The organism is Xanthomonas nasturtii, assembly GCF_001660815.1.
Taxonomy (GTDB): Bacteria; Pseudomonadota; Gammaproteobacteria; order Xanthomonadales; family Xanthomonadaceae; genus Xanthomonas; species Xanthomonas nasturtii.
Window position 1 is genome coordinate 1 of the sequence record NZ_LYMI01000035.1, and the last position, 22,433, is coordinate 22,433.

Annotated in this window: 16 protein-coding genes and 1 other RNA gene; 3 read left to right on the forward strand and 14 right to left on the reverse strand. The window is 63.7% G+C overall.

Features of this window, described 5'->3' with window-relative positions; genetic code table 11:
* The coding region (locus A7D16_RS21680) for a transposase (RefSeq protein WP_147308512.1) at positions 1-142 on the reverse strand (142 nt) is incomplete at its 3' end.
* A gap of 497 nt (positions 143-639) precedes the next feature.
* Positions 640-1,725 (reverse strand): sialidase family protein, encoded by a 1,086-nt coding sequence (locus A7D16_RS13780; protein ID WP_064633630.1) that lies wholly within the window; start codon positions 1,723-1,725, stop codon positions 640-642.
* Between the two features lie 108 nt (positions 1,726-1,833).
* Here A7D16_RS13780 and A7D16_RS13785 point away from each other — a divergent pair.
* Together A7D16_RS13785 and A7D16_RS13790 are read left to right on the forward strand one after the other, a co-directional pair.
* A non-coding RNA gene (locus A7D16_RS13785) (sX9 sRNA) lies at positions 1,834-1,910 on the forward strand.
* A gap of 404 nt (positions 1,911-2,314) precedes the next feature.
* On the forward strand, positions 2,315-2,644 hold the full coding sequence (locus A7D16_RS13790) for a RebB family R body protein (RefSeq protein ID WP_064633632.1): 330 nt from the start codon (positions 2,315-2,317) through the stop codon (positions 2,642-2,644).
* Between the two features lie 57 nt (positions 2,645-2,701).
* Here the strand turns inward: A7D16_RS13790 and A7D16_RS13795 are convergent, their stop codons facing one another.
* The 8 genes from A7D16_RS13795 to A7D16_RS13830 all read right to left on the reverse strand — a co-directional run bounded on the left by A7D16_RS13795 (position 2,702) and on the right by A7D16_RS13830 (position 12,836).
* The gene (locus A7D16_RS13795; protein ID WP_064633634.1) at positions 2,702-2,902 is read right to left on the reverse strand and encodes a hypothetical protein; all 201 of its coding nucleotides are present in this window, start codon (positions 2,900-2,902) and stop codon (positions 2,702-2,704) included.
* Between the two features lie 306 nt (positions 2,903-3,208).
* Positions 3,209-3,952 carry a M48 family metallopeptidase gene (locus A7D16_RS13800; protein WP_064633677.1) on the reverse strand — a complete coding sequence of 248 codons (744 nt, stop codon included), beginning with the start codon at positions 3,950-3,952 and terminating at the stop codon, positions 3,209-3,211.
* Positions 3,952-7,242, reverse strand: coding sequence for a type I restriction endonuclease subunit R (locus tag A7D16_RS13805; protein ID WP_064633636.1), 3,291 nt, complete (start codon positions 7,240-7,242; stop codon positions 3,952-3,954). The genes A7D16_RS13800 and A7D16_RS13805 overlap by 1 nt, the downstream gene beginning before the upstream one ends.
* The gene (locus A7D16_RS13810) at positions 7,239-8,489 is read right to left on the reverse strand and encodes a restriction endonuclease subunit S (protein ID WP_064633638.1); all 1,251 of its coding nucleotides are present in this window, start codon (positions 8,487-8,489) and stop codon (positions 7,239-7,241) included. The genes A7D16_RS13805 and A7D16_RS13810 overlap by 4 nt, the downstream gene beginning before the upstream one ends.
* A 125-nt stretch (positions 8,490-8,614) precedes the next feature.
* A complete protein-coding gene (locus tag A7D16_RS13815) occupies positions 8,615-9,703 on the reverse strand; it encodes a virulence RhuM family protein (RefSeq protein ID WP_239687008.1) in 1,089 nt (362 codons plus the stop codon).
* A gap of 162 nt (positions 9,704-9,865) precedes the next feature.
* Positions 9,866-10,732, reverse strand: a complete 867-nt coding sequence (locus tag A7D16_RS13820; protein ID WP_064633642.1) for a BRO family protein — start codon at positions 10,730-10,732, stop codon at positions 9,866-9,868.
* The gene (locus tag A7D16_RS13825; RefSeq protein ID WP_064633644.1) at positions 10,725-12,233 is read right to left on the reverse strand and encodes a type I restriction-modification system subunit M; all 1,509 of its coding nucleotides are present in this window, start codon (positions 12,231-12,233) and stop codon (positions 10,725-10,727) included. Before A7D16_RS13825 ends, A7D16_RS13820 begins: the two co-directional genes overlap by 8 nt.
* 15 nt (positions 12,234-12,248) lie before the next feature.
* A complete protein-coding gene (locus tag A7D16_RS13830; protein WP_193395469.1) occupies positions 12,249-12,836 on the reverse strand; it encodes a restriction endonuclease subunit S in 588 nt (195 codons plus the stop codon).
* A gap of 156 nt (positions 12,837-12,992) precedes the next feature.
* On the opposite strand from A7D16_RS13830, the gene A7D16_RS13835 reads away from it, so the two are divergent.
* The gene (locus A7D16_RS13835) at positions 12,993-13,253 is read left to right on the forward strand and encodes an XAC0095 family protein (RefSeq protein WP_064633646.1); all 261 of its coding nucleotides are present in this window, start codon (positions 12,993-12,995) and stop codon (positions 13,251-13,253) included.
* Between the two features lie 75 nt (positions 13,254-13,328).
* On the opposite strand, the gene A7D16_RS13840 is transcribed toward A7D16_RS13835, so the two are convergent.
* The 4 genes from A7D16_RS13840 to A7D16_RS13855 all read right to left on the reverse strand — a co-directional run bounded on the left by A7D16_RS13840 (position 13,329) and on the right by A7D16_RS13855 (position 22,355).
* Positions 13,329-15,170, reverse strand: coding sequence for a glycoside hydrolase family 35 protein (locus A7D16_RS13840; RefSeq protein WP_064633648.1), 1,842 nt, complete (start codon positions 15,168-15,170; stop codon positions 13,329-13,331).
* Positions 15,171-15,256: 86 nt separating this feature from the next.
* Positions 15,257-17,599: a GH92 family glycosyl hydrolase gene (locus A7D16_RS13845; protein WP_064633650.1), complete on the reverse strand. Its 2,343-nt coding sequence runs from the start codon at positions 17,597-17,599 to the stop codon at positions 15,257-15,259.
* A 135-nt stretch (positions 17,600-17,734) separates the two neighbouring features.
* A complete protein-coding gene (locus A7D16_RS13850; protein ID WP_064633652.1) occupies positions 17,735-19,198 on the reverse strand; it encodes a glycoside hydrolase family 125 protein in 1,464 nt (487 codons plus the stop codon).
* Between the two features lie 496 nt (positions 19,199-19,694).
* Complete coding sequence (locus A7D16_RS13855; protein ID WP_064633654.1) at positions 19,695-22,355, reverse strand: glycoside hydrolase family 3 C-terminal domain-containing protein; 2,661 nt, start codon at positions 22,353-22,355, stop codon at positions 19,695-19,697.
* Between the last annotated feature and the right edge of the window lie 78 nt (positions 22,356-22,433).

Genomic DNA, 22,433 nt, shown 5'->3' on the forward strand with positions numbered 1-22,433 from the left:
CATGTAGCCGGTAGGTCGCTGCCCAACGCCTGACCGTAGAGAAATCCAGACCATAACTGCGGGCCACCGCCTTGAGCGAGATTGAGGTCTTGCAGGCCTCCTTGGCGACCTGAAGTTTGAAGCGTGCGTCATATCGATTCATGAAATCCTCGGAGTTGGACGGGGTGTCCAACTTCCGGGGGTCACTTCACCCTGGAGGCTCTGGCGCGGCATCCATGCCGCTCAAGGTCCCGCGACGGTGGGCGGGCAAGGACCAGTGGAGCTGGTCGATGCGCAACGTTTTCAACAAGCGGCCAGCAAGCCGCGTTATGCGGTGTTCTCGTTCTTCAATAAAGGCACCAGCCAACTGTCTGGTGCGGTGCCCTCGCCGATTGCGGGACCGTTGGCGGCATGGATGCGGCCATCGAGCTAAAGGGACGGGTTTGTGGCGTGTCTCGCGAGCGGGGAGGGTTCCACGCACTCGACCGACGCCGTGAATTTTGTGCAAGGACCAGTCGACTTGGTTTGTAGGCAAGTTACCAGCGGCGCGCACGCGATGGCATCCGCATCGACGAGCCCATCCAGGCGCGTCGGTTATTGCACCAAGCCTCAAACCAAACGTTGCGACACCGTTGCTAGTGGCGCATCACTCATTACGACTCACTTCTCGCTGCCAACAAGCCGTACCGGATCGATCACCACGTGCTTGATGCGCTGGCGCTTCCAGGTGTAGCTGATGTGTACCAGGCCGTCGTGGGTCTGGATGACGGCCGGATAGGAAAACTCGTCTTTTTCGCTGTTTTCCAGTGTCAGCACGCGCTGCCAGTGCGTGCCGTCGTTGGAGACGGCAACTGCCAGGGTGCCACGGCCGTCCCACCAGTCCTTGCCTGCAACCCCAGGGTTATAGACCAGTAATGCACGGCCATCGCGCAACATCACTGCATCCGTGCCGGAATTGGGATTATCCACCTCGAGCAACTGCATCGGCTGCCAATGCAGGCCGCCATCGCTTGAGAACGTGCTGAAGAGTTTGTTCTGCTGGCTGCGGCCAAGCGCCTGCAGGCGGCCATCGGGGTGCAGCAGCAGGCTGGGCTGGATCGCGCCGATCGCGCCCGCATCGTTGAGCGGCATGCCGCGCTGCCACTGCGCGCCGTCATCGTCGCTCCATTCCAGATGCGCGCGCCAGCCGCGGTCTTCGCTGCTGCTGGGCGCGAGGATGCGACCATTCGGCAACTGCACCGGCTTGTTCTTGATCGGCCCGAGGATGCCGTTGGGCAGGCGCTGTGGTGGTGACCAGTGCGCACCGTCATCCGTCGAGGTGATGCGCAGGCCCCACCAATCGCGCGGATTGGGGCCGAGTTTGTAATACAGCTGCACCGGCCCGTTGGCCGGTTGAAACAGCACCGGATTCCAGGCCGGCACTGCAGCGCCATCGGCGCCGGCGTGCGCACCATCGGCGATGCGGCGCGGTGGCTGCCACCGCTGCGCGCCGCGCTGGGTAAGCCAGATGCCGACGTCGGCCGCGCCTTCGTGCGCACCACCAAACCAGGCGGCCAACAGGGTGCCGTCGCGCGTCTCCAGCAATGTGGATGCGTGTGCTTGCGGGGTTGGGGCCGGGTCGGCGATGAATTCGCTGAGCACGATCGGCGAGGGCGGCGACGTTGCCGGCTGCGCCAGCGCAGCTGACACACCAAGGCTCGCGGCAAGGCTTGCAACGAGGCGCCTCATCAAGCGTGACGAATGCATCGTGATCTGGTCCTGTGATGAATTGAAAAACTAACTATTACTTATCGAGGGCAGCTGACAAAACTACTGCGTGGCCGCCATGCGCGCGCAGCCGGTGTTCGGAATCTGATCCATCACTCGTCCACTCCGTTTCTGAGCGCACCGTCTGCGCTCACCTGACGACTGCTCGCCACGTGTTGCTAGCCGCTCCAAAGACCAGGTGCGCAGCCCCGTCGAGGCGGCGCTAGTCGCCGATTAGTCTGATGAGTCGCGATGTCATGCCAGACGCTCTGCTGTGGCATTGGCCGCACTTGAGTGGCTGGGAGGACTGCTGAAAGTATGAGAAAAGCCTGCGCCTGGGTGAGCGGTTGCTGTCCGGCATCGCATACAGGTGCACGATCACAGTCGTGCTGCGACGCGCATTGAGAAGTGGCATTGCGGGGATTGAGTAGCGCGCGCGCCGGTCGCTATCGAGATGGCACGGTGTGCAGTTGGCGTGCTGCTGTGTCGGCGCGTGGCGCGATGGGGTAAACAATCGCGGTTGGTTTTTAGCGACCATTGGCCTGCAGAACGTATACCGCCGTGCATCCATCCACTCAGGAGCACATCCATGGCGTTTCCCACCGCAGTCAACGAACAGATCACCGATGCCGTCACGCAGTCCAACGTCAAGGTCGTAGGCGAATCGCCGGCCATGGCGATGGGGACGGTGTACCAAGGCATGACCCATGCGGGCGACATCCTGTTTCAGAACGCAGTCCCTGCGCAACGACAGCAGAACACGTCGGCGCAGGCGGCCACCAACCAGGGCGTGATGCAGGTCTACGGTGTCGACACGTCCGCATCAGCAGCGGATGTCGAGAAGGTCGCGCAAGGTGGCATCGCAGACAATCTCACCAGTCTGCTGACCGTGCTCAAGGCGTTCAACTCGTCCAAGTAACAGCCTCTGGCGACAGCGCTAGTGCTGTCGCCATTCCCGCCGACGCCAGCGCATCGCTCAGGCGGCGTTGTCGTCGCGCGCTTGCGGTGGCAGCAGGGTCTGCGGCTTCTTGGCCGATTCGGTCTGGGACAGGAACGTCATCAGGTGCGCGGCCTCGGCACTGCCCATGGGCTTGCTGTGGATCTGCTCTGCGAAGGTGTGCTGGGTGTGTTCCGGACCTGCGGGGACGGATTCTTGTGCAACGGTGGACGACGACATGCAACGCTCCTGGAACCTGCAATCAGGCCGTCTACGTAGCAACCAAAGCGCCCGCGTAACGGTGTCAGCCGGTGATCTTGCCTGGAATCTGCGCCGTCCGATACCTGGATGGTACGGGCGGTGCAGCGGCACCGGACGTTCTGATAACGGCGGGCAGGCTCAGGTCTGAAGCGCCGGCCGCCAGACTCCTGACGTTTGTTTAATCTATCGTTGAAGGCATTGCCAATTGGCAAGCGACCTGCCCTGTCGAAGCCGCACCGATGGCGTTGGCTGAAAGCTGCCTGCCGTCCAAAGACCAGCTCTGGCTCAGTGACGTAATGCCAGCTCGGCCAGGCCATCCAGGCGCATTTTGACGTTTCGCCAATCCGGCATGTGGGCATCGAGCAGGCGGTAGAACGCCTTGCCGTGGTTGTGGAACTTGAGGTGACATAGCTCATGCAGGATGACGTAATCGATGCAGGCGCTAGGAACACGGATCAGGGCCAGATTCAGGCTGATTCTGCCGAGAGGCGAACAACTTCCCCACTGGCGCTGCATCGGCCGCACCGCCAGGGGCGGTGACTGCTTGATCCAGCGTAGGTGCTCGGCCATGGCGTTCACGCGTTGCGGCAAAACCTGCCTGGCGCGCTCGCGCTGCCAGCGTTCCAGCGCCGCGCGTATCGCCTCGGGGGCACGGCTGGGGAGGCGGATTTCGAGGTAGCCGCCACGTAAGCGCACGCTGTGCAGTTGGTCGTCCAGGATTACCTTCAGCCGGTAGCGTCTGCCCAGGTACAGCACGGTTTCTCCACTGACGTATGCGTAGGGTGCGACATGTTTCAGGCGGCTTTCGATTGCTGTCAGGTGCAGGTGGATCCAGCGCGCACGCCGGGTGAGCGCCTGCCTGATCTGCGCCTGCGTTGCCTGCAACGGCGCATCCAGCAGCACCTGGCCGTCAGGCTCCACATGGATGGCCACCCGTTGGGTGTGCCGTGCCGCAGATCGGCGGATCTTGCAGTGGATGCGGCGCTCGCCATAGGTCACCACCACGTGGGCATCGGCCGGATCCTGGATCACGTGCGACTCAGTCCGACACGCGTGATGTGGATCACCTGTTCCACGATGAGTTTGGCGCGGTCCAGCCCCAGTAGATCAAAGATCAGCGGAAGCAATGTCTGGCGGATTTGCGATTCGATGCTGTGCAGGTTCAGCGAATGCTCCGCGACGGCGTTTCGGACCACTTCGTCGATTGTGGTGGCCAGTTCAATCAGTTGCGCCATCTCGGCAGCATTCTTGGCCTGCATCGCCTCCTCGCCCAGCCCAAGCCGGATGGCCCCGAAGTAGGCGCTGGCACGCGGATTGTCGGTCAATGCGAGAGGAATGCCAGGTGTTTGCTCGGATGCCATCCGCTGTTCAAAGGTCTTGAAGACTGCGTACTGCTTCAACGGATGGTCGAACATGGCTTCTGCCTCGGTGATGGCCTGCCGCAGCAGCTCGCCGAAGACCTTTTGTGCGTAAGGATCGCCTGCCAGGTCCTGTTCGATGGTCTTACGTAGCCGGGTTTGGATCAGGTCCGCCTCATTGCGGGTTTTTTCGTCAGACCATGACTGTGGGTCCTGTGGCTGGCCCAGCTCATGTACCACGTAGGCGCCTTCGGGTTCACGGACCTCGCGGCCGATCACCTGCTTGTCCACCAGCTTGCGGATCTGCTCTTCGTAAATGCCGTAGTCCACTGTCTCCATCGCGTCCTGCCGGGCGATCAGCCGCAGGCCAGAGAAAAAGCGCAGATCCTGCTTGTAGCGATCGATCAGCGCGTCTGGAAAGGCGGTGTCTTTAAAGAAGCTACGCGAGGACAAGGCAGTCTGCAGGCAAAGGCCGAATTCTGTCAGTGCCGCATAGAAGTCTTCGCGCACGGCCTGGCGTTCGTCGTAGTCCTCGCCATCGGCGCCGTGCACGAAGTGCGGGATCAGGCGTTGTCGGAACTGTTCAAGGTCGCGGCGGTTGGTCACCCCGTCGAAGAACGCCCATAGCCGCGCATGCAGTGCCGGCAAGCGTTTATATTCGCTGCTGACCGCGTGATATAGCCCCTCCAGGTCGGCTACGTCGAAGCCCGCCTGCGTGCGGGTTTCCAGATCACGGTAGGCGCGCACGGCGGTATCCAGCTCCGGCAGGATGCCGCGGTAATCCACCAGCAGGCCGTGGCGCTTTGCATCGTGCAGGCGGTTCACTCGCGCTACCGCCTGGATCAGGTTATGGCCCTTCAGTGGTTTGTCGATGTACAGCACGCCATTGCGCGGTTCGTCGAAGCCGGTAAGCAACTTGTCCACCACGATCAATAGGTCTGGGTCGCCCTCGCCACCGAAGGCGTGCACCGTTTCGCGCTCGTAGTCTTCCGGGCTGATGCGGGCATCGGTCATGGTTTGCTTCCACCACTTGTGGATGTCCGGCGCGTTGTCTTCATCTACCGTACTGTTGCCCTCGCGGGTGTCGGGTGGGGAGATCACCACGGCGCTGCTGGCCAGGCCGGTCTGGTCCAATGCGCGCTTGTAGCGGATTGCGTCGCGCTTGCTGTCGGTGGCCACCTGGCCCTTCAAACCAAGCGGCTTGACGTGCTCGTGGTAGTGGGCGGCGATGTCCCAGGCGATCAGTTCGATGCGGTTTTCGGCGCCATACACCGCGCGCTTGCTGGCGAACTTTTTCTTCAGATCACTGCTCTGCGCCTCGGACAGCCCGGCGGTGATCTTGTCGAACCAGCGGTTCACCGCCGCTTCGTTGACATCCAGCTCCGGCACGCGTTCTTCGTACAGCAACGGCGCCACCGTCTGGTCTTCCACCGCGCGCTGCATCGAGTAGGCGTGCAGGATCGGGCCGAACTTGTTGGCGGTCTTTTCGTCCTTCAGCAGCGGGGTACCGGTGAAGGCCAGATAGGCCGCATTGGGCAGCGCCTTGCGCATGCGTTCGTGGGTTTCGCCGCCGTGGCTGCGGTGGCCTTCGTCCACCAGTACGATCAGATCGGGCGAGGGATTGCGGCACTCGGGCAGCTTGGCGGCAGTAGTGAACTTCTGCACCAGCGAGAAGGTGATGCGCTCAGTGCCCTGGCCGATGCGCTGCGCCAGGTCGCGGCCGGTGGTGGCCTTGCTGCGCTCGCCGTCCTTGCGGGTGGCGACCGCCGAGCCGAACGCGCCGCCGCTCAGGAAGTTGCGCGCCAGCTGGGTTTCCAGGTCGGTGCGGTCGGTGACCACCAGCACCCGGCATTCCTGCAGGGCCTCATCCAGCAGCAGCGCCTTGGTCAGGAACACCATGGTGAAGCTCTTTCCCGAGCCGGTGGTGTGCCAGAGCACGCCGCCCTCGCGGCTGCCATCGGGCCGGAGCTTGCGCAGTTGCGCCAGCAGTGCACGGATACCGAAGAACTGCTGGTAACGCGCCACCAGCTTGCCCACCTTGCGGTCGAACAGCACGAAGTTGCGCAGAACCTCCAGCAAGCGGGCTGGCGTGAGCAAGCCGGCCAGCAGCCGGTCCTGCTCGGTGGGCAGCATAGGGTGCGCCCATAACGCCTGGCAGTAGGCGCGCAACGGTGCCGGCTTGCCGGCCAGCAGCACATCGCGGGTAGCCGCGGGCAAGGCAGCGTTTTTGAGGCGATGCAGATACGCCTCGTCGAACTGCTCATCGCGCCAGCGCGCCCAGAATTTGGCCGGGGTTTGGGTGGTGCCGTAGCGCGCCTCGGTCAGGCTGAGCGCCAGTAGCAGCTGCGCGTAAGCGAACAGCTGCGGAATCTCCTCACTGCGCTGGTTGCGCAACTGCTGGCTGATGGCCTCGTCCACCATCGACTTGCCGGCATGCCCGGCATTGGCGCGCTTGGTCTCGATCACCACCAGCGGCAGGCCGTTGACGTAGCCTACGATGTCCGGGGTGCGGGCATGCGTGCCCTGCGCAGACAGCACCTCGCATTCCTCGGTGATGTCCCAGCGGTTCGCGGATGTATCCGTCCAGTCGATCACCGCGATGGTGGGCTGGTGCTTCTTGCCGTCGGGCATGAACTCGGTGACGGTGATGCCCAGCGCCAGCCGCTTGTACAACGTTTCGTTGGCGGCCAACAGCCCCTCGCCCAGCGGCAGCGCCGACAGCTCGCGCACGATCTGGTCGATGGCGCCGGGCGAGAGCGGATACTCCTGGCCTTTGTAGGTGTAGCGCCGCGTTTGCAGCACCTCCAGCAGCCGCGGCACCAGCAGCACTTCGCGCGTGCTGCCGCGCAGCGCCATGCACTCGGCGGCGCTGAGGTAGTGCCAGCCCAGGTTGCACAGCAGGTGCAGGGCGGGCAGCTGCGCGCTGGCCTGTTCGCGGGTGTCGGGGGCGCTGTGGCTCATGCGGTGCTTGCCTCGCCGGCGGGCAGGCGCACGCGGCGCTTGCCGGTGAGCAATTGGGCCATGAGGGCCTTTTTCTCATCGCGGAGTTTGTGCAGTTGTGCTGCGATCAGCTTTTCTTTTTGCTCGGCTATGTTGAGGACGGCAGCAATACGCCGTTGCTCGGTCACATCAGGAATGTGCAGGCGCAGTTTGAAGAAGTCGCCAACGCCGACATTGAGTAACCCGTGATTGCGCGCGCCTTCTTGCGCAATTCCAGAAAGTCCTTCATTGAGCATTCCCTCCTCGAAGTAGTGACGAAAAAAGTCGGCGTCCGCATCGGCCTCGGTTCCATCGCGGAACCGGAAGCAGATGTAGAGACTGGAGACCACACCTTGGTCGTAGCGAGTCAAGGGTTTGATCGCGCCCATCGGGTAGCCAGTCGAATAACTTTTGTTATAAGCAAATTCGCCACGTTCGAGCAGTGTGTAGCCTGAGAGATTTTCGCTTGCGACAGATTTTTTGAAATAGTCGCGCTGGCTGACAAGTCCGCGAGTGCCTGAGATGGTGAGTACATTCGAATTTCCAATCGCGTTTCGTCGTGTCACGCGGTCGAAGATCTCGTCGAAGTCTGTGAATCTCCATCGATGTGTGGTCATGTCGCTGTGCCGGCCATGGATGAAAAGTTGGTTTATTAGCACTTTTCGATGGCGAATCGCGTTCGCAAGAAGTTGCTCGGTCGTGGCGATGGCTTGATCCCAGGTGGAGAGGATGTGGGCGATCTGATTCTGCTCGGCAACGGGAGGCAGCAGGACCGGAAATGCCTTCAACTGCGAAGAGTTGATGCTTGCAAGGTTGGTGCTGCGTTTTGCGCATCCGAGGAAATATGTGCGTCCGTATTCGCTCCCAGATAGCGCGGATAAAAATAGTGGATTGACCAGCTCTCGCTTGGCACGGACTGCGAAAACGTGATTTTGATGCAGGCAAGGATCAATCGTGCCGCTCCAAACGGCGCCTCGCCCCAGCTTGTCGAAATCGCCGCCCTCGGTCATCAGGATGTCGCCCGCCTGGAGCGAGTACCGATCGATCTGATGCCTTTCCACAGCAATCGTCTTTACCTCGCTGAGGTCGATAAAGCCATCCTGCACATTTGCCACGCGAAGATAGGGAAGTTCCACCGGGTCAGTCAGACCAGTTTTCCCTTTCGCCACTCCAGTGCGCACATCCGCAACTTCGTGAAGCGGTCGGCGGCTCCAGCCCTCAGGTAGCATCACGGCTTTCCTTGTAACTTTTCTTCGTATCGACGGTTGATGTGATGTGAGCGGTAGGCAAGAAGCCACATGCGGGATTGCCGGTTGGGAATAAAAAAGGTGTTTTTGGCATCGCGTTACTCTCGTCATTCGGAAGCACGACTGCCTCCTTTGCGCGCCAACCTTTCCACCGACTCCAGGGCCTTGATGTCTTCCTTGTCCGCCGCCAAAGCCTCTTCCTTGCGACGTTTCGCATCGAGCAGCGCATAGCGCTCATGGACGATCTGCTGCATGCGCTCGTGGCTCACAGTGCCGGCATCCTTCAGCAGCGGCCGTTCGTTGAATTCGACGAAGCGGTCCACGTATTGGCGCCAGTCGTCCATGCGCAGGTCATGTCGCTGGCTGGTGCGGTCCTCGGCGTAGTCCAGGAACATCGCGGCGATGCGGTTCAACTGGGTGATCTCCTCGGCATGCAGGTAGTTCTTCGCCACGATGACATCGGTCTTGCGCACGCGCCCGGCCTTCCAGCCGGTCAGCGCCATATTGGGCCGGTCGGGATCGGCACGCTCCACGATCAGTTGTGCGGCGGTCTTCTGGGTGACGGCGTAGAGCATCTTGTTCTGCACCATGGCAAAAAACTGGCCGGTGGCGGTGTCGTCGTCGCGGTAATCCACCGACAGCGCGAACAGGTCGCGGATCTTCTGGTAGAAGCGCTTCTCCGAGGTGCGGATGTCGCGGATGCGTTCCAGCAGCTCGTCGAAGTGGTCCCAGCCGGCTGGGTCCTTCAGGCGCGCGTCGTCCATCACGAAACCCTTGACCAGGTACTCGCGCAGGTGGTTGGTGGCCCACTGGCGGAACTGGGTGCCGCGCGGGGACTTCACCCGGTAGCCGATGGCCAGGATCATGTCCAGGTTGTAGAGCTTCAACGGCCGCCGTACCTGGCGGGTGCCTTCGGTACGAACCATTAAGTCATCTTTAATGGTTGCCCCGGCCTGCAGCTCGCCTTCGGCCAGGACGTTCTTGATGTGGATGTTGATGTTGGAGACGGAGGTCTGGAACAGCGCGGCCAGTTCCAGCTGGCTGAGCCAGACGCTGCCGTTCTCGGCGCGCAGATAGAAGCGCGTTGCGCCGTCTTCGGTGGCGTAGAGCACAAGTTCGCCGTGCGTGTTGTCCGCCCCCTCGGCACCTGCGGTGGCCGAGGGGGGGGGCTGGTCAGGATGTGGGCGCTTACGCATCGCCAGTCACCTCCAGCCAAGCGGCCACCCAGGTCCGGAATTGAGAGGCACATCGCTGCAAACCGGCTTGGGCGGTTGTCGGCCTAACCCAGGCAAGGGGGGGGTCACATTGACCCCCCCCTTGCGGCAAGTGCTTGATTTGCCATGAGACGAAATGGAGGTTCATCGTGCGTCCTGGTCGTCGTCCGTGTCCTGCCCCAGCGGCGGCGTGGCGTCCTTCTGCAGCCGCTTGATGCTGGTCTGCGGGGTAGGCAGGTGTTCCGGCAAGGTTCCGCCCAGTTCTTCGATGGTCTTGCGCACGGTCTGGCCGACAGCGTAGTGCGTGCGGTTGGCCGCAGTCTTGCCCTGCACGTTGTCGCGGCGCAGCTTTTCTTCGGCCTGCGTGGCCCGGAATAGGTTGGCGGCCAATTCGGTGCTGCCCATGTGGTCGAGGATCTTCTGGCTTTTCTTCAGCGCCTTGCGCGCGTGAATGTCCTTTGCGCCCAGGCCGCCGTACAGGCCCTTGTAGCCGTGGTCCTGGAAGACGGCGTACTCCAATGGCGTTTCCACGCCGGCCTGTTTGGCGGCCGCCGCCAGATCCTTGTTGTGCTGGCTGATCTGGTCGCGCAGGAACAGGCGGCGCTGATTCTCGCTCAATGCATCGAAATCAGCTGCCTCTTCGCCCTGGATGCGTTCGTTGCCGATGCGTGCCAGCCAACGCTTGAAGGGTTCCGCTTTGGGCGAGGGGATGGATTGAATGATGCGCAGCGCGCCTTCCAGCGTTGTGCAATTAAGCTGCTGTGGTCCGCCTGGCGTGGTGACGCGCAAGGGGCGCACCAGACTGTCCCAACTACTGGACAGTTCCTCATCGCGGCGACGCAGGTTGCGCAAATAGTTTTCCGGATTTTCCGAGTCGCTCAGGGCGGCCACCACGTCGATGACTGCAAACCACCAGCGGCCCTCGTGCCAGGTGCGTCGTACTGCTGTAGCGCTCTGTGCGGGAAAGCCGTTGTCGGTATCCATGGCGATGTCTTGTTTGTCGTCACTCATAGCCAAGCTCCTTCAAATACGCGGCCATCTGCATCTCCAGTTTTGCCAGCTCGCCCTTCAACTGCTCGCGCTCGCGGCGCACCGCCATCAGGTCGATTTCGGCTTCTTCCTCGAAGGTATCGACATAGCGTGGGATGTTGAGGTTGTAGTCGTTGCCGGCGATCTCGGCCGGGCTGGCCAGGTAGGCGTATTTGTCCACGCTCTGGCGCGCCTGCACCGTGTCCAGGATGCGCTGCAGGTCGCTTTCGCGCAGCAGGTTCTGGTTCTTGCCGTCCTGGTAGTGCCGGCTGGCGTCGATGAACAGCACGTTCTTGTCTTTTTTCTTGGTGCGCAACACCAGCACCGCCGCTGGGATGCCGGTGCCGTAGAACAGCTTTTCCGGCAGGCCGATCACCACGTCCAGCAGGTTTTCGTCGATGAGCTTCTGGCGGATGCGGCCCTCAGCGGCGCCACGGAACAGCACGCCGTGCGGCACCACCACCGCCATGCGGCCGCTGCGCGGCTTCATGGTGGCGATCATGTGCAGGATGAAGGCGTAGTCACCCTTGGTGCGCGGCGGCAGGCCGCGACGAAAGCGGTCGTGCGGGTCGTTGCCGGCGCTGTCGTGGCCCCATTTTTCCAGCGAGAACGGCGGGTTGGCGACGACGATGTCGAAGTCCTTGAGGTGGTTGCCAGCCAGTAATTTAGGGTTGCGAATGGTGTCGCCCCATTCGATGCGGTGGTTGTCTTCCCCATGCAGAAACATGTTCATCTTGGCCAGCGCCCAGGTGCTGCCGATGGCTTCCTGGCCGTACAACGCATACTTGCCGGTGCCGGTGCGCTCGCGGATCAGGCGGCCGCACTTGAGCAGCAGCGAGCCGGAGCCGCAGGTAGGGTCGCAAATGTCATCGCCCTGTTGCGGGTCCATCAGGCGCGCCATCAGCGCGGAGACTTCCGGCGGGGTGTAGAACTCGCCGGCCTTCTTGCCGCTGCTGGAGGCGAAGTTCTTGATCAGGTACTCGTAGGCGTTGCCGATGATGTCCAGCTGGCCGATACGCGAGGGGCGCAAATTGAGCGCCGGCTTGGCGAAGTCTTCCAGCAGATGGCGCAGCAGATCGTTTTTTTGCTGCTCCTCGCCCAGCTTGTTGGCGTTGAAGCTGATGTCCTGGAATACGTCGCGCAGCTTGCCCAGGTTGGCGTCTTCGATGGCGTGCAGGGCGGTGTCGATGCGCTCGCCATTGCCGGGGCGGTGGCGCTGGTCGTACAGCGTGTAGAAGTTGGCGCTATGCGGCAGCACGAAGCGCTCGCTCTTGAGCAATTCTTCGATCAGGCCAGGCTTGTCGCCGTGTTTGGTCTTGTAGTCGTCATAGTGGTCCTGCCAGACGTCGGAGACGTACTTCAGGAACAGCATGGTTAGCACGTAGTCCTTGTAGACGCTGGGGTCCACGGTGCCGCGGAAGGTGTCGCAGGCGCCCCAGACGGCGGCGTTGATGGTGTCCTGGGCGATATCGGTCTTGCTCATGGGAGTTCCAAAGGCTTAGGCGAGGAGGCGCTCGGCGAAGATCGCCAGCTCGGTGGTGCGGTTGTCGATCAATGCGTGGAGGGTGGCGCGCTCGGCCTGCGCGGCCTGGTCGATGGCGATGGCGGCGCGTTGGACCTGTAGCGGGGGTAATCGAATCAGGGTGCTGTCCAGGACAGCGCGGCGAATGCTTAGCTGGTTGCTGCCTTCGGCAGATTGGCGCAGGTAACGTTGCGCCGGGGCCTGGTTGAGCTGCCATGCAAGAAAGGCTGGCAATAACCGGTGTGGCGCCTTGACCCGGATGACGTAGATGTGGGGCGAGCAAAGCGTGCGCGGCGGCGGTGCCTGTGCCAGCGCTGCGAAGGTATGAGCGCCCCTGGCGATGAAGACGATGTCCTGGTCCTGTAGCCAATCGGGCTCTTTGCGCCCTTCGACTTCTGTTGCAACAAGCGTGTTGTAGGCGCAAAGGCCGGTACGCGTGACATCCCTGGTCTGGATGACACGGACGCTGCCGTCGGCGACTTCAGGGATCGCGCCCCGGAACGGGTAACCCATACGGGTGTCGGCCAGTTCGGATAGCGTAGAATTGACTGCATGATTCGACATGAAGCACATGGTGACGCAGTATTGTTCGCCAGTCAACAAATTTTTGCTTCATTCGAAATGACGCAATGAAAAGTGGAAAAATTGCTTTATCTAGCTGGTAGCATTCAAGCCAGGTGCCGCAGCTACTGGCGCCACTCACCTGCTGCTGGAGGATGGATGAGACAAGGACCCGACGCAGCCGGCTCATTGCCCGGCTACTACCTGCCGGAGCAGGCGCAGTACCGCCTGCAGAAACTAGGAGACCACATGCGTTTTTTGGCGCGCATGGCCGAGCCGCGCACACGCAGCGAAGAGCAAGCACCGCGTGCGGCGATCCGCATGGACGAACTGGCGTTCTGCATGGAGCTGCTGGCCGAACAAGTGCAACAGGTTCTTGAGCAAGCGCGCCGGCCGGCAACGCTAGACGTTGCCGAGTAAGTGACTGACGAAGGACGGCGCTTGCGTTTGCGCCGCTGCGCGATCGCATTGCCGTTTCTGGAACAGCGGGCGTGGTCAATCGTTCGGCTTGAGCCACACCTGCTGCTTCAAACCGCGCACGCTGGGCTTGGCGGTGCTGTCCAGATCGAACACCACCACGGTGTTGTCGCCCTTGCGCTGGAACGGCGCGGGGAAATACAGCGCGGTCTGCGGGCCGATGGCCCAGTGGCGGCCGAGGTTGACGCCGTTGGCCCAGGCGAAGCCCTTGCCGAAGCCGTGCATGTCCAGATAGGTGTCGGTGGGGGTGCCGATGCGCAGCGTGCCGCGGTGGAAGGCGGGGCCTTGCACAGGCTTGCGGGTCCAGCCGCGCAGGCTGTCGGGCGAGCGCATCGGTAGCGGAAACGCCTGCCAGCCGGTGAGTTGTTGGTTGTCCAGCAATACCTGGTCGACCAGGCCGGCGCGGCCGTCGGCCATGCGCTGGCCGTAATTGATGCGGCCGCTGTTTTCGACCAGAACATCCAGGGTGTGTTGGCCGGCCGGAATGTCCACGTTGATGGAAACCTGTTGCAGCCGGCGTTCGACGCTGCCGACCGGTTGTTGATTCACATACACGCGCGCCACATCGCGCACCTCACCCAGATACAGCGCGCCCTTGCGCGGGCCGGTAATGGTGGTGCGGTAGAGGATGTAGCCATAGTCCTGGCCGAAGTGTTCCATCGGTTGCGGGGTGTCGATGGCGATCGGTGCGGGCAGGTTGTCCCACAGCGAGGCGGATTCGCGCAGCTGGGTTTCCGGCAGTGCGGCGATGGCGATCGGCGCCGGCAGCGCGGGCGGTTGCACGCCGGTGACGCGGGTGATGGCGTCGCGCATCAGTGCGAACTTGGGCGTGGGGCGACCGGCTTCGTCGAGGATGGCGTCGTAGTCGTAGCTGGTGGTCTGGGGTGCGTAATGGTCGCTGGGATTGCCCAGGAAATTGGCGCCATTCATGAAGCCGAAAGTGGTGCCGCCGATGAACATATAGAGGTTGGCCGAGTGGCCCTGGCGCAGGATCCACTCCAGTTCTTCGGTTTGTTGCCTGGCATCGGTTGCGGCATGCGGCTTGCCCCAATGGTCGAACCAGCCGGCCCAGTATTCGCCCACCATGCGCGGTTGCTCGGGGCGGAACTTGATCAGCTTGTCGAAGGCGCTCTTGGCTTCGCCTGGCGCAAAATTCACCACTGCCAGGGTGTCGGGCAAGGTGCCGTTGGCGAGCATGTCGGCGCCGTCGGAGGTAAACAGCAATGCCTTGTCGAAGCCGGCCTTGACGAACATGGCGCGGTTGTCGGCCATGTAGGCATGGTCGTCGTCGTAGGAGCCGTATTCGTTCTCCACCTGCACGGCGATGATCGGGCCGCCGTTGTGGTTGAGCAGCGGCTGCACCTGTTTGGCTACCGCGTCCAGATACGCCTGACTGGCGGCGAGAAAACGCGGGTCGCGGCTGCGCACGCGGATGTTGTCCTTGCCGAACAACCAGGCCGGGTAGCCACCGGCTTCCCACTCGGCGCAGGCGTAGGGGCCCGGGCGCAGGATGACGTTGAGGCCTTGTGCGGCGGCTTCGCGCACGAACGCGGCGACATCGTTGTTGGCATCGAAATCGAACTGGCCTTGCTGCGGCTCGACCAGGTTCCAGAACACGTAGGTTTCTACGGTATTCAGGCCCAGTGCGCGCGCTTTCTGCAGGCGGTCTTTCCAGTAGGCGCGCGGAATGCGCTGGAAATGGATGGCGCCGGAGAGGATCTGGTAAGGCTTGCCGTTGCGCACGAACTGCGTGCCCTGCGTGCCGACGCTGGGCCAGCGTTCGGCGTCTGCGGCTGCAGCGGTTAAAGGCAGCGCGAGTGCGAGAGCCAGAACGAGGGGGCAAAGGGTAGTGCGCAACATGGGCGATTCTCGACGGTAACGCTTGATGGATGGCGATGAAACGGAGCGAAGCGGCAGGCATGGGCAGGCGGTGTGCCCGGCCTGTCTTACGCAAACGACGGCGGCAGATCCTGCTTGTTCGCACCGAAAGCGGGATTCGGCTTGGACCCCATGACAAATTCCAGCGTGCCGCCTGCTGCCAGATCGGCATGGCGCAGCCAGGCGCGGTTGAGCGGCTTGCCGTTCCAGGTCAGCGATTGCACGTACACGTTCTGCGCGCTGTTGTTGTTGGCCACGATGCGCAGGGTGCGGCCGTTGCCCACATCCAGCGTGGCGCGCTTGAACAACGGGCTGCCCACGATGTAGTTGCCGCTGACCGGATCCACCGCATACAACCCGAGCGCGCTGAGCACGAACCACGCACTCATCTGCCCGCAGTCTTCATTGCCCGATAGACCGTTGCGCGCGTCGTGGTACTGCTCGCGCAGCAAGCGGCGCACCATCGCCTGGGTCTTGTACGGTTGCCCGGCATAGGCGAACAGATACGCCACGTGGTGACTGGGCTCATTGCCGTGCGCGTACTGGCCGACCAGGCCGTCGATGTCCGGCGGTGCGTCGGCGGGCAGGTCGGAGCTGGTGGAAAACAGCTCGTCCAGCTTGGCGACAAAGCCGTCGCGGCCGCCGTACAAGTCCATGTAGCCGTACAGATCGTGCTGATTGAGGAAGGTGGCCTGCCAGGCATTGGACTCGGTGAAATCGCGCCACTTGGCGATGTGCCCCATGCCGCGCGGGTCGAACGGTGTGGCCCAGCTGCCGTCGGCAAGCCGCGCCTGCACGAAGCCGCTGTCGCGATTGAACACGTTGCGGTAATTGCGCGAGCGTTCGCGCAATGCGCTTGCATCATCAGTGGCGCCCGCAGCTTGCGCCAGATGTGCGCAGGCCCAGTCGTCGTAGGCGTATTCGAGCGTGCGGCTGACCGCTTCGTCCACTTTGTCGGCAGGGATATAACCGAGTTTGCGGTACTCGCCCAGGCCGTGGGTGGTGTCGTCCATTGCCCGTTTGCGGTACGCCGGCCATGCGGCCTTGTAGTCGATGCCGGTAAAGCCCTTGGCATGCGCTTCGGCCAATACCACGGCCGAGTGGTAGCCGATCATGCAGCCGGTTTCCACGCCTTGCAGTGGCCAGATGCCCACGCCGTCCGGGCATTCGTTGGCGCCGCGCACCAGGCATTGCACCAGGTCGGGCACGCGCTCTGGCTGCACCAGCGTGAGCAGCGGATGCGCGGCGCGGTAGGTGTCCCACAACGAGTAGGTGCTGTAGTTGTGGTAGCCGGCAGGCGCGGTGTGGATCTGCAGGTCCATGCCGCGGTAGCGGTTGTCCACGTCGGAAAACAGCGTCGGTGCCAGCAGGCTGTGATACAGGCCGGTGTAGAAGATGCGCCGTTGCGCCTCGTCGTCGCTGTCGATGCGCACGCGGGCCAGTTCTTTTTCCCAGGCGGCGACGGCTTGCGCATGCACGCGCGCGAAGTCGAAGTCGGGCAGTTCGGCGTCGAGGTTGGCCAGGGCGTTGTCGGCGCTGACCGCGGAGATACCGACCTTGATCAGCAGCGGGGCGTCGGATGCATCGGGGAAGTGCAGCGCAGCCTTGAGATGCACGCCGTCGCTGCTGCGCGCATCGGCAGCCAGCGGTTGGTCTTCGTTGTACAGCTGCACGCGCGCAAACGGGCGCGAGACGCGCAGCGCGAAGTAGATGTAACGGCCCTTGGCCCATTGATACACGCGACGCCCACCGGTGAGGGTCTGTGCGTCGACCACGCGCAGCTGCGCATCGCTGACGCGGGTGGGGATGCCGGGTTTGTCCTGCATGCCATGGCACAGGTCCAGCACCACGTGTGCCGGCTTGCCCTTGGGAAAGTGGTAACGGTGCAGGCCTGCGCGCGCGGTGGCGGTGAGTTCGGCATGCACGCCGCTGTCCTTGAGGCGCACGCGGTAGTAACCGGGCGATGCGGCTTCATCGGCATGGTCGTAGCGCGAGCGGTAGCCGGCGTCCGGATTGTCGAGCGGGCCGGGCACCAGCCTGACTTCGCCGGTGGCGGGCACCAGCAGGAAATCCAGCATGTCGCCGATGCCGGTGCCGGACAGATGCGTGTGCGAGAAACCCATGATCGAGCCGTCGGACTCGTGATAGCCCGAGCACGAATCCCACACCGCGTTGTAGGTGTCCGGGCTCAGCTGCACCATGCCGAACGGCAGCGTGGCGCCGGGAAAGGTATGGCCGTGGCCACCGGTACCGATGAAGACATCCACATGGCGGGTGAGATCGGCGCGGGTGTGCGCGTCGGCCGGCAGCGCGTAGTTGCCGGCGCGCGCGCGGGCCATGCCGGGCAGGCCGACGCTACCGAACAGTGCTGCGGCGATGGCACCTTGGAGAAAACCGCGTCGTGTTGCCATGTGTGTGGTCTCTGATGTCGCGAGGTGGGTGCGCCGTACCCTCATCCGCCCTTCGGGCACCTTCTCCCCATGAAGGGGACCGAGGTCCCGAGGGGAGAAGGAAGGCGCCGAACGCTGCGCCTTTCCCGCTGGGAATCAGACGCTACGCAGCAGCTGGGGTTTGCGTTGATGCAGGTCGATGATCAGTTCGCCGAACAAGGTGTTGGCCCAGGCGAACCAGTCGCGGGTGAAGGTGCTCGGGGTGTCTTTGTCGAATGCCTCGTGCATGAAGCCGGTGCCGGCGTGCGTGGTCTTCAGCCACTGCAGGCATTGACGCAGTTGTGCGTCGTCGTCGCTGACCAGCGCGTACTGCACGATGGACATCGGCCAGATGGTGCCCATGCCGCTGTGCGGGCTGCCGACGCCCTCGGCGGCGGTGCCGCGCGAGAAATACGGGTTGCGCTCGCTCCAGGCCAGCTGGCGGGTGCGCAGGAACACCGGGTCGGCACGGTCGCAGCAGCCCAGGTAGGCCAGGCTGAGCAGGCCGGGGGCGTTGGCGTCGTCGATGAAGAGCTGGTTGCCGAAGCCGTCCACTTCGAATGCCCAGTACGCCTGCCCATCGCTGTCGCGCAATTGCCCGAACTGGCGGGTGGCGGTTTCCACTTCATCGGCCAGTGCGGTGCACTCGGCGGCAAAGGCGGTGTCGCGATGCAATGCCGTGCTCATCGCGGCCAATTGCCGTAGCGAGGTCACCGCAAACAGGTTGGCCGGCACGAACAACGGAAACACACAGGCATCGTCGGAGGGACGGAACATCGAATGGATCATGCCGTTGGGCCTGGTCGGCTGGCCGTAGCCTTCCAGCACCAGCGTTTCGGTGGCCAGCGGGGAGGGGCGCTGGAACACGTACGGGCCGCGGTTGTCCTTGCGCTGTTGCTCGCGGAAGGTGCGCACCACCACGTGCATCGCTTCGCGCCAGTCGTCGTCGAACGGTGCGGCATCGCCGGTGGCGCGCCAGTATTCGTGCGCGATGCGGATGGGGTAGCACAGCGAATCCACTTCCCACTTGCGCTCGCCCACGCCGGGCTTCATCTCGGTGATGTCGTTGAGCGACCATTTCAGGCGCTGGGTCTGGCCATCGGGCAGGAAGGCGTTGGCGTAGGGGTCGAGCTTGATGCACGCAGCCTGGCGCTGGATCAGGCCATGGAACATGCGCCGCAACGCCGGGTCGCGCTTGGCCAATGGCACATACGGGTGCACCTGCGCGGACGAATCGCGCAGCCACATCGCATGGATGTCGCCGGTGATGACGAAGGTGTCCGGCTTGCCGTTGCGGGTGCCGGTTTCCACGGTGGTGTCGAGCGTGTTGGGGTAGCAGTTCTCGAACAGCCAGGCCAGTTCCGGGTCGGCGATCTGCGCCTTGATCTGCACGATCTGCTGCTCGATTGCCTTGCTGACGAAGCGGCGCTGCGCCTTGGGCGGGCGCTTGCTGACGAACCCACCGCCCGCAGTGGAAGCACGTGCAGCAGGCACGGCCGCGAACGCGGGCAGGGCGCTGGCCAGCAAACCGGCACCGGCGCTGGCGCCGAGCAGCTGAAGGATGTCGCGGCGGGTATGCATGACCTCAAGACTCCATGGGTTCGACCGGCGATCCGCACGACCCTCATCCCTGCGCTGGCGGCCGCCGCAGGGCAGCCAGAGCGATGAGACCTATGCATGACCAATTCCTGATGACCATACAACGTGTGCGCCGAATATGCATAGTGCGCCCGCACAATTCGTTGCCGTATGCGCGGCTGTGCGACGGCGTGGCTGGCGGGCTGGTCCTTGGCTTGCGCGTATGCGCGCAAACCTTTGGTGGCCGGGGTGTCGACGCTTGCACCACCCGCGCCAAGGGCGCCAAGGGCGCTTGCAGGAAGCGCGCGTGCGCTGGCCGCCATCTTTGGATAGGCACGATGCGCCGATGCGCCCACACGGCTTTAAAAGACACGTCTGCACAAGACACCGTGCGGGCACCAGCAGGCGATTGACGACGCACCCGAATTGCTGCGTATGCCGTCTGCGCACAAGCGTCGGCATTGAACCGGCGCCTGCACGCATCAACGCCACCACGCGCCTACTTGGGCAGCGGCGACCGACCCTGGATCGTCAATGCTGCTGCCTCGCCCGGCGCACCGGTACCCGGCTGCCCACCACCGACAAACACGCGGTAATCGCCGGCTTCCACCGCGCGTTGCCCGGTGCGGTCCACGTCGCTCAGCGCACGCGCATCCAGCGTGAAGGTGAGTTCGCGCTGTTCGCCCGGCTTGAGGTGCACGCGTTGGAAGCCGACCAGGCTGCGCAGCGGCGATTGCGGGCGGTCCGGGTATTGCAGATACACCTGTGCCACTTCATCGCCGGCGCGGGTGCCGGTATTGCGCACGGTGGTGGTCACCTGCAGCGTGCTGCCGGCCTGCAGGATGGTGGTGGACAGGCGCGGCGCCGCATACGCAAAGCTGGTGTAGCTCAGCCCGTAGCCGAACGGAAACAGCGGCTCGCCCTTGAAGTAGCGATAGGTGCGGCCCTTCATGTCGTAGCTGACATATGCCGGCAGGTCCTTGGTGGAGCGGTAAAACGTCACCGGCAGCCGCCCGCCGGGGTTGTCGTCGCCGGCCAGCGCACGGGCAATGGCGGTGCCGCCGGACTGGCCCGGGTACCACGCGGCCACGATCGCATCGGCATGCGTCTTGGCCCAGTTCACCGCCACTGCGCTGCCGCTCATCAACACCACCACCAGCGGCTTGCCGGAGGCCTTTGCACGTTCGAGCAGCGCTTGCTGCGGGGCGGGCAGGGCGATGTCGTTGCGGTCGCCGCCGTCAAAGCCGGGCACATCGATGCGCAACTCTTCGCCTTCCACATCCGGCGACAGGCCGACGAAGGCCACCACTGCATCGGCCTGCGCCACGGCCCGTTCTGCTTCGGCAAGCTGCGCGGCTGCCGGTGCCAGCCATTCCAGGCGCACGCCCTGGTCCTGGCCGCGGTGCTCCATTTCCAGGCGGATCTTGCGCGGGCGGGTATCGTCGAAATGCAGCACGGTTTCCACGCTGCGGCCATCGGCGTTGTGCATGCCGGCCGGCACGTGCTTGTCTTCGGCATTGCCGGCAACCACCAGCTTGTCGTCGATGTAGAGCCGCACCGGGTCGTGGCCGGTGCAATCGAAGCAGCGCGCCACGCGCACTGCCAGGGTGTAATCGCCGGCACCGGGTGGCAGCAGCTCGCCGCTCCAGCGCACGGCGTAACGGTCGGCCGGCACGCCCTTTGCCGGGGCGACCTGGTCCCAGTTGAAGCTCACCACGCGGTCCTGCCGCACCACGCGCGCCGCGCCGGTCATGTCCACATTGTCGAAATATTCGCCACGCAGCCCCGGCTTGCCGTCGCTACGCAATGCCGTTTCCGGAATCATGCCCGGCACGCCGGCAGCCAACGGCGCGCCTTGCGCGTAGTGCACCTGCTGGGTGCCGAAGCGCTCGCGCAGGCCGAGCAGTGGCGTCACCGGCGCAGCTGAGGTGCCTTGGTAGTTGGCCTCCAGCGCGGCCAATGCATCGGCATTCGGGCCGACCACCGCCAGCCGCGTGCCTGCTTTCAGCGGCAGCGTGGCATCGGCGTTCTTCAGCAACACGATCGATTCGGCAGCCGCCTGCAGGGCCAATGCACGGTTGGCGCGGTTGTCGATGTCCTTCGCGCCAAGCCGCGCGTACGAATCCTTGCGCGGGGCTTCCAGTTCGCCCAGCCGATAGCGTGCGGAAAACAGGCGCACCAGCGATTGATCGAGCAGCGCTTCGTCCACTTCGCCGCGTTCGATGGCGGTCCCGAGGTCGCGATAGGCATGCCCGCAGTTGAGATCGTGCCCGGCCTTGAGCGCTGCGGCAGACGAACCTGCATTGTCGGGGCGGAAGTAATGGAACTGGGTCATGTCGTCCACCGCATCGCAGTCGGAGACCACAAAGCCCTTGAAGCCCCAATCGCCACGCACGCGGCCGTTGAGCAGCCAGTCGGCCGCGCACGCCGGGGTGCCGTGCAGCGAGTTGTAGGCACACATCACCGAGCCAGCCTGGCCCTCGACCAACGCCGCGCGGAAGGCCGGCGTATAGGTCGCCTCCACATCGCGCGGCGAGACATCCACATCGAACCCATGCCGCCCCGGCTCCGGGCCGCTGTGCACGGCGATGTGCTTGGGTGTGGCGATCGTGCGCGGGTGTTCCAGATCATCGCCCTGAAGGCCGCGAATGAAACCGACCGCCAGTTGCCCGGTGAGGAAGGGATCCTCGCCATAGGTTTCCATGCCACGGCCCCAGCGCGGGTCGCGGAAGATGTTGATGTTGGGCGACCAGATGGTCAGCCCGGCGTAACGCGGGTGGTCCTTGCCCGGGGCGCCAGCCTGGTTGAACTTGGCGCGCGCCTCGGTGGAGACCACTGTGCCCACCTGCTGCATCAGCGTGGTGTTCCAGCTGGCGGCCAGGCCGATCGCCTGTGGAAACACCGTGGCGTAGCCATTGCGCGCGATGCCATGCAGGCCTTCGCTCCACCATTCGTAGGCGGGGATGCCCAGACGCGGAATCGCTGGCGCATCGTTCATCGCCTGGGCGACTTTCTCTTCGCGGCTCATTTGCGCCACCAAGGCAGCGGCACGTTGTTCGGGGCTACCGGCGCGCTGGGCAGTGGCGGCATGCACGCTGCACGGCAAGCCAAGGCTCAGGCCCAGCGCAATGGCAAGGCGCGATACAAACACGGATGACATCGATCTACTCCTGCGCAGCGGTCAGCGCCGCGCGTTGTCTTGGGTGCTGCCGCAGGGAGCGCGGCAGAACAGGGGTTT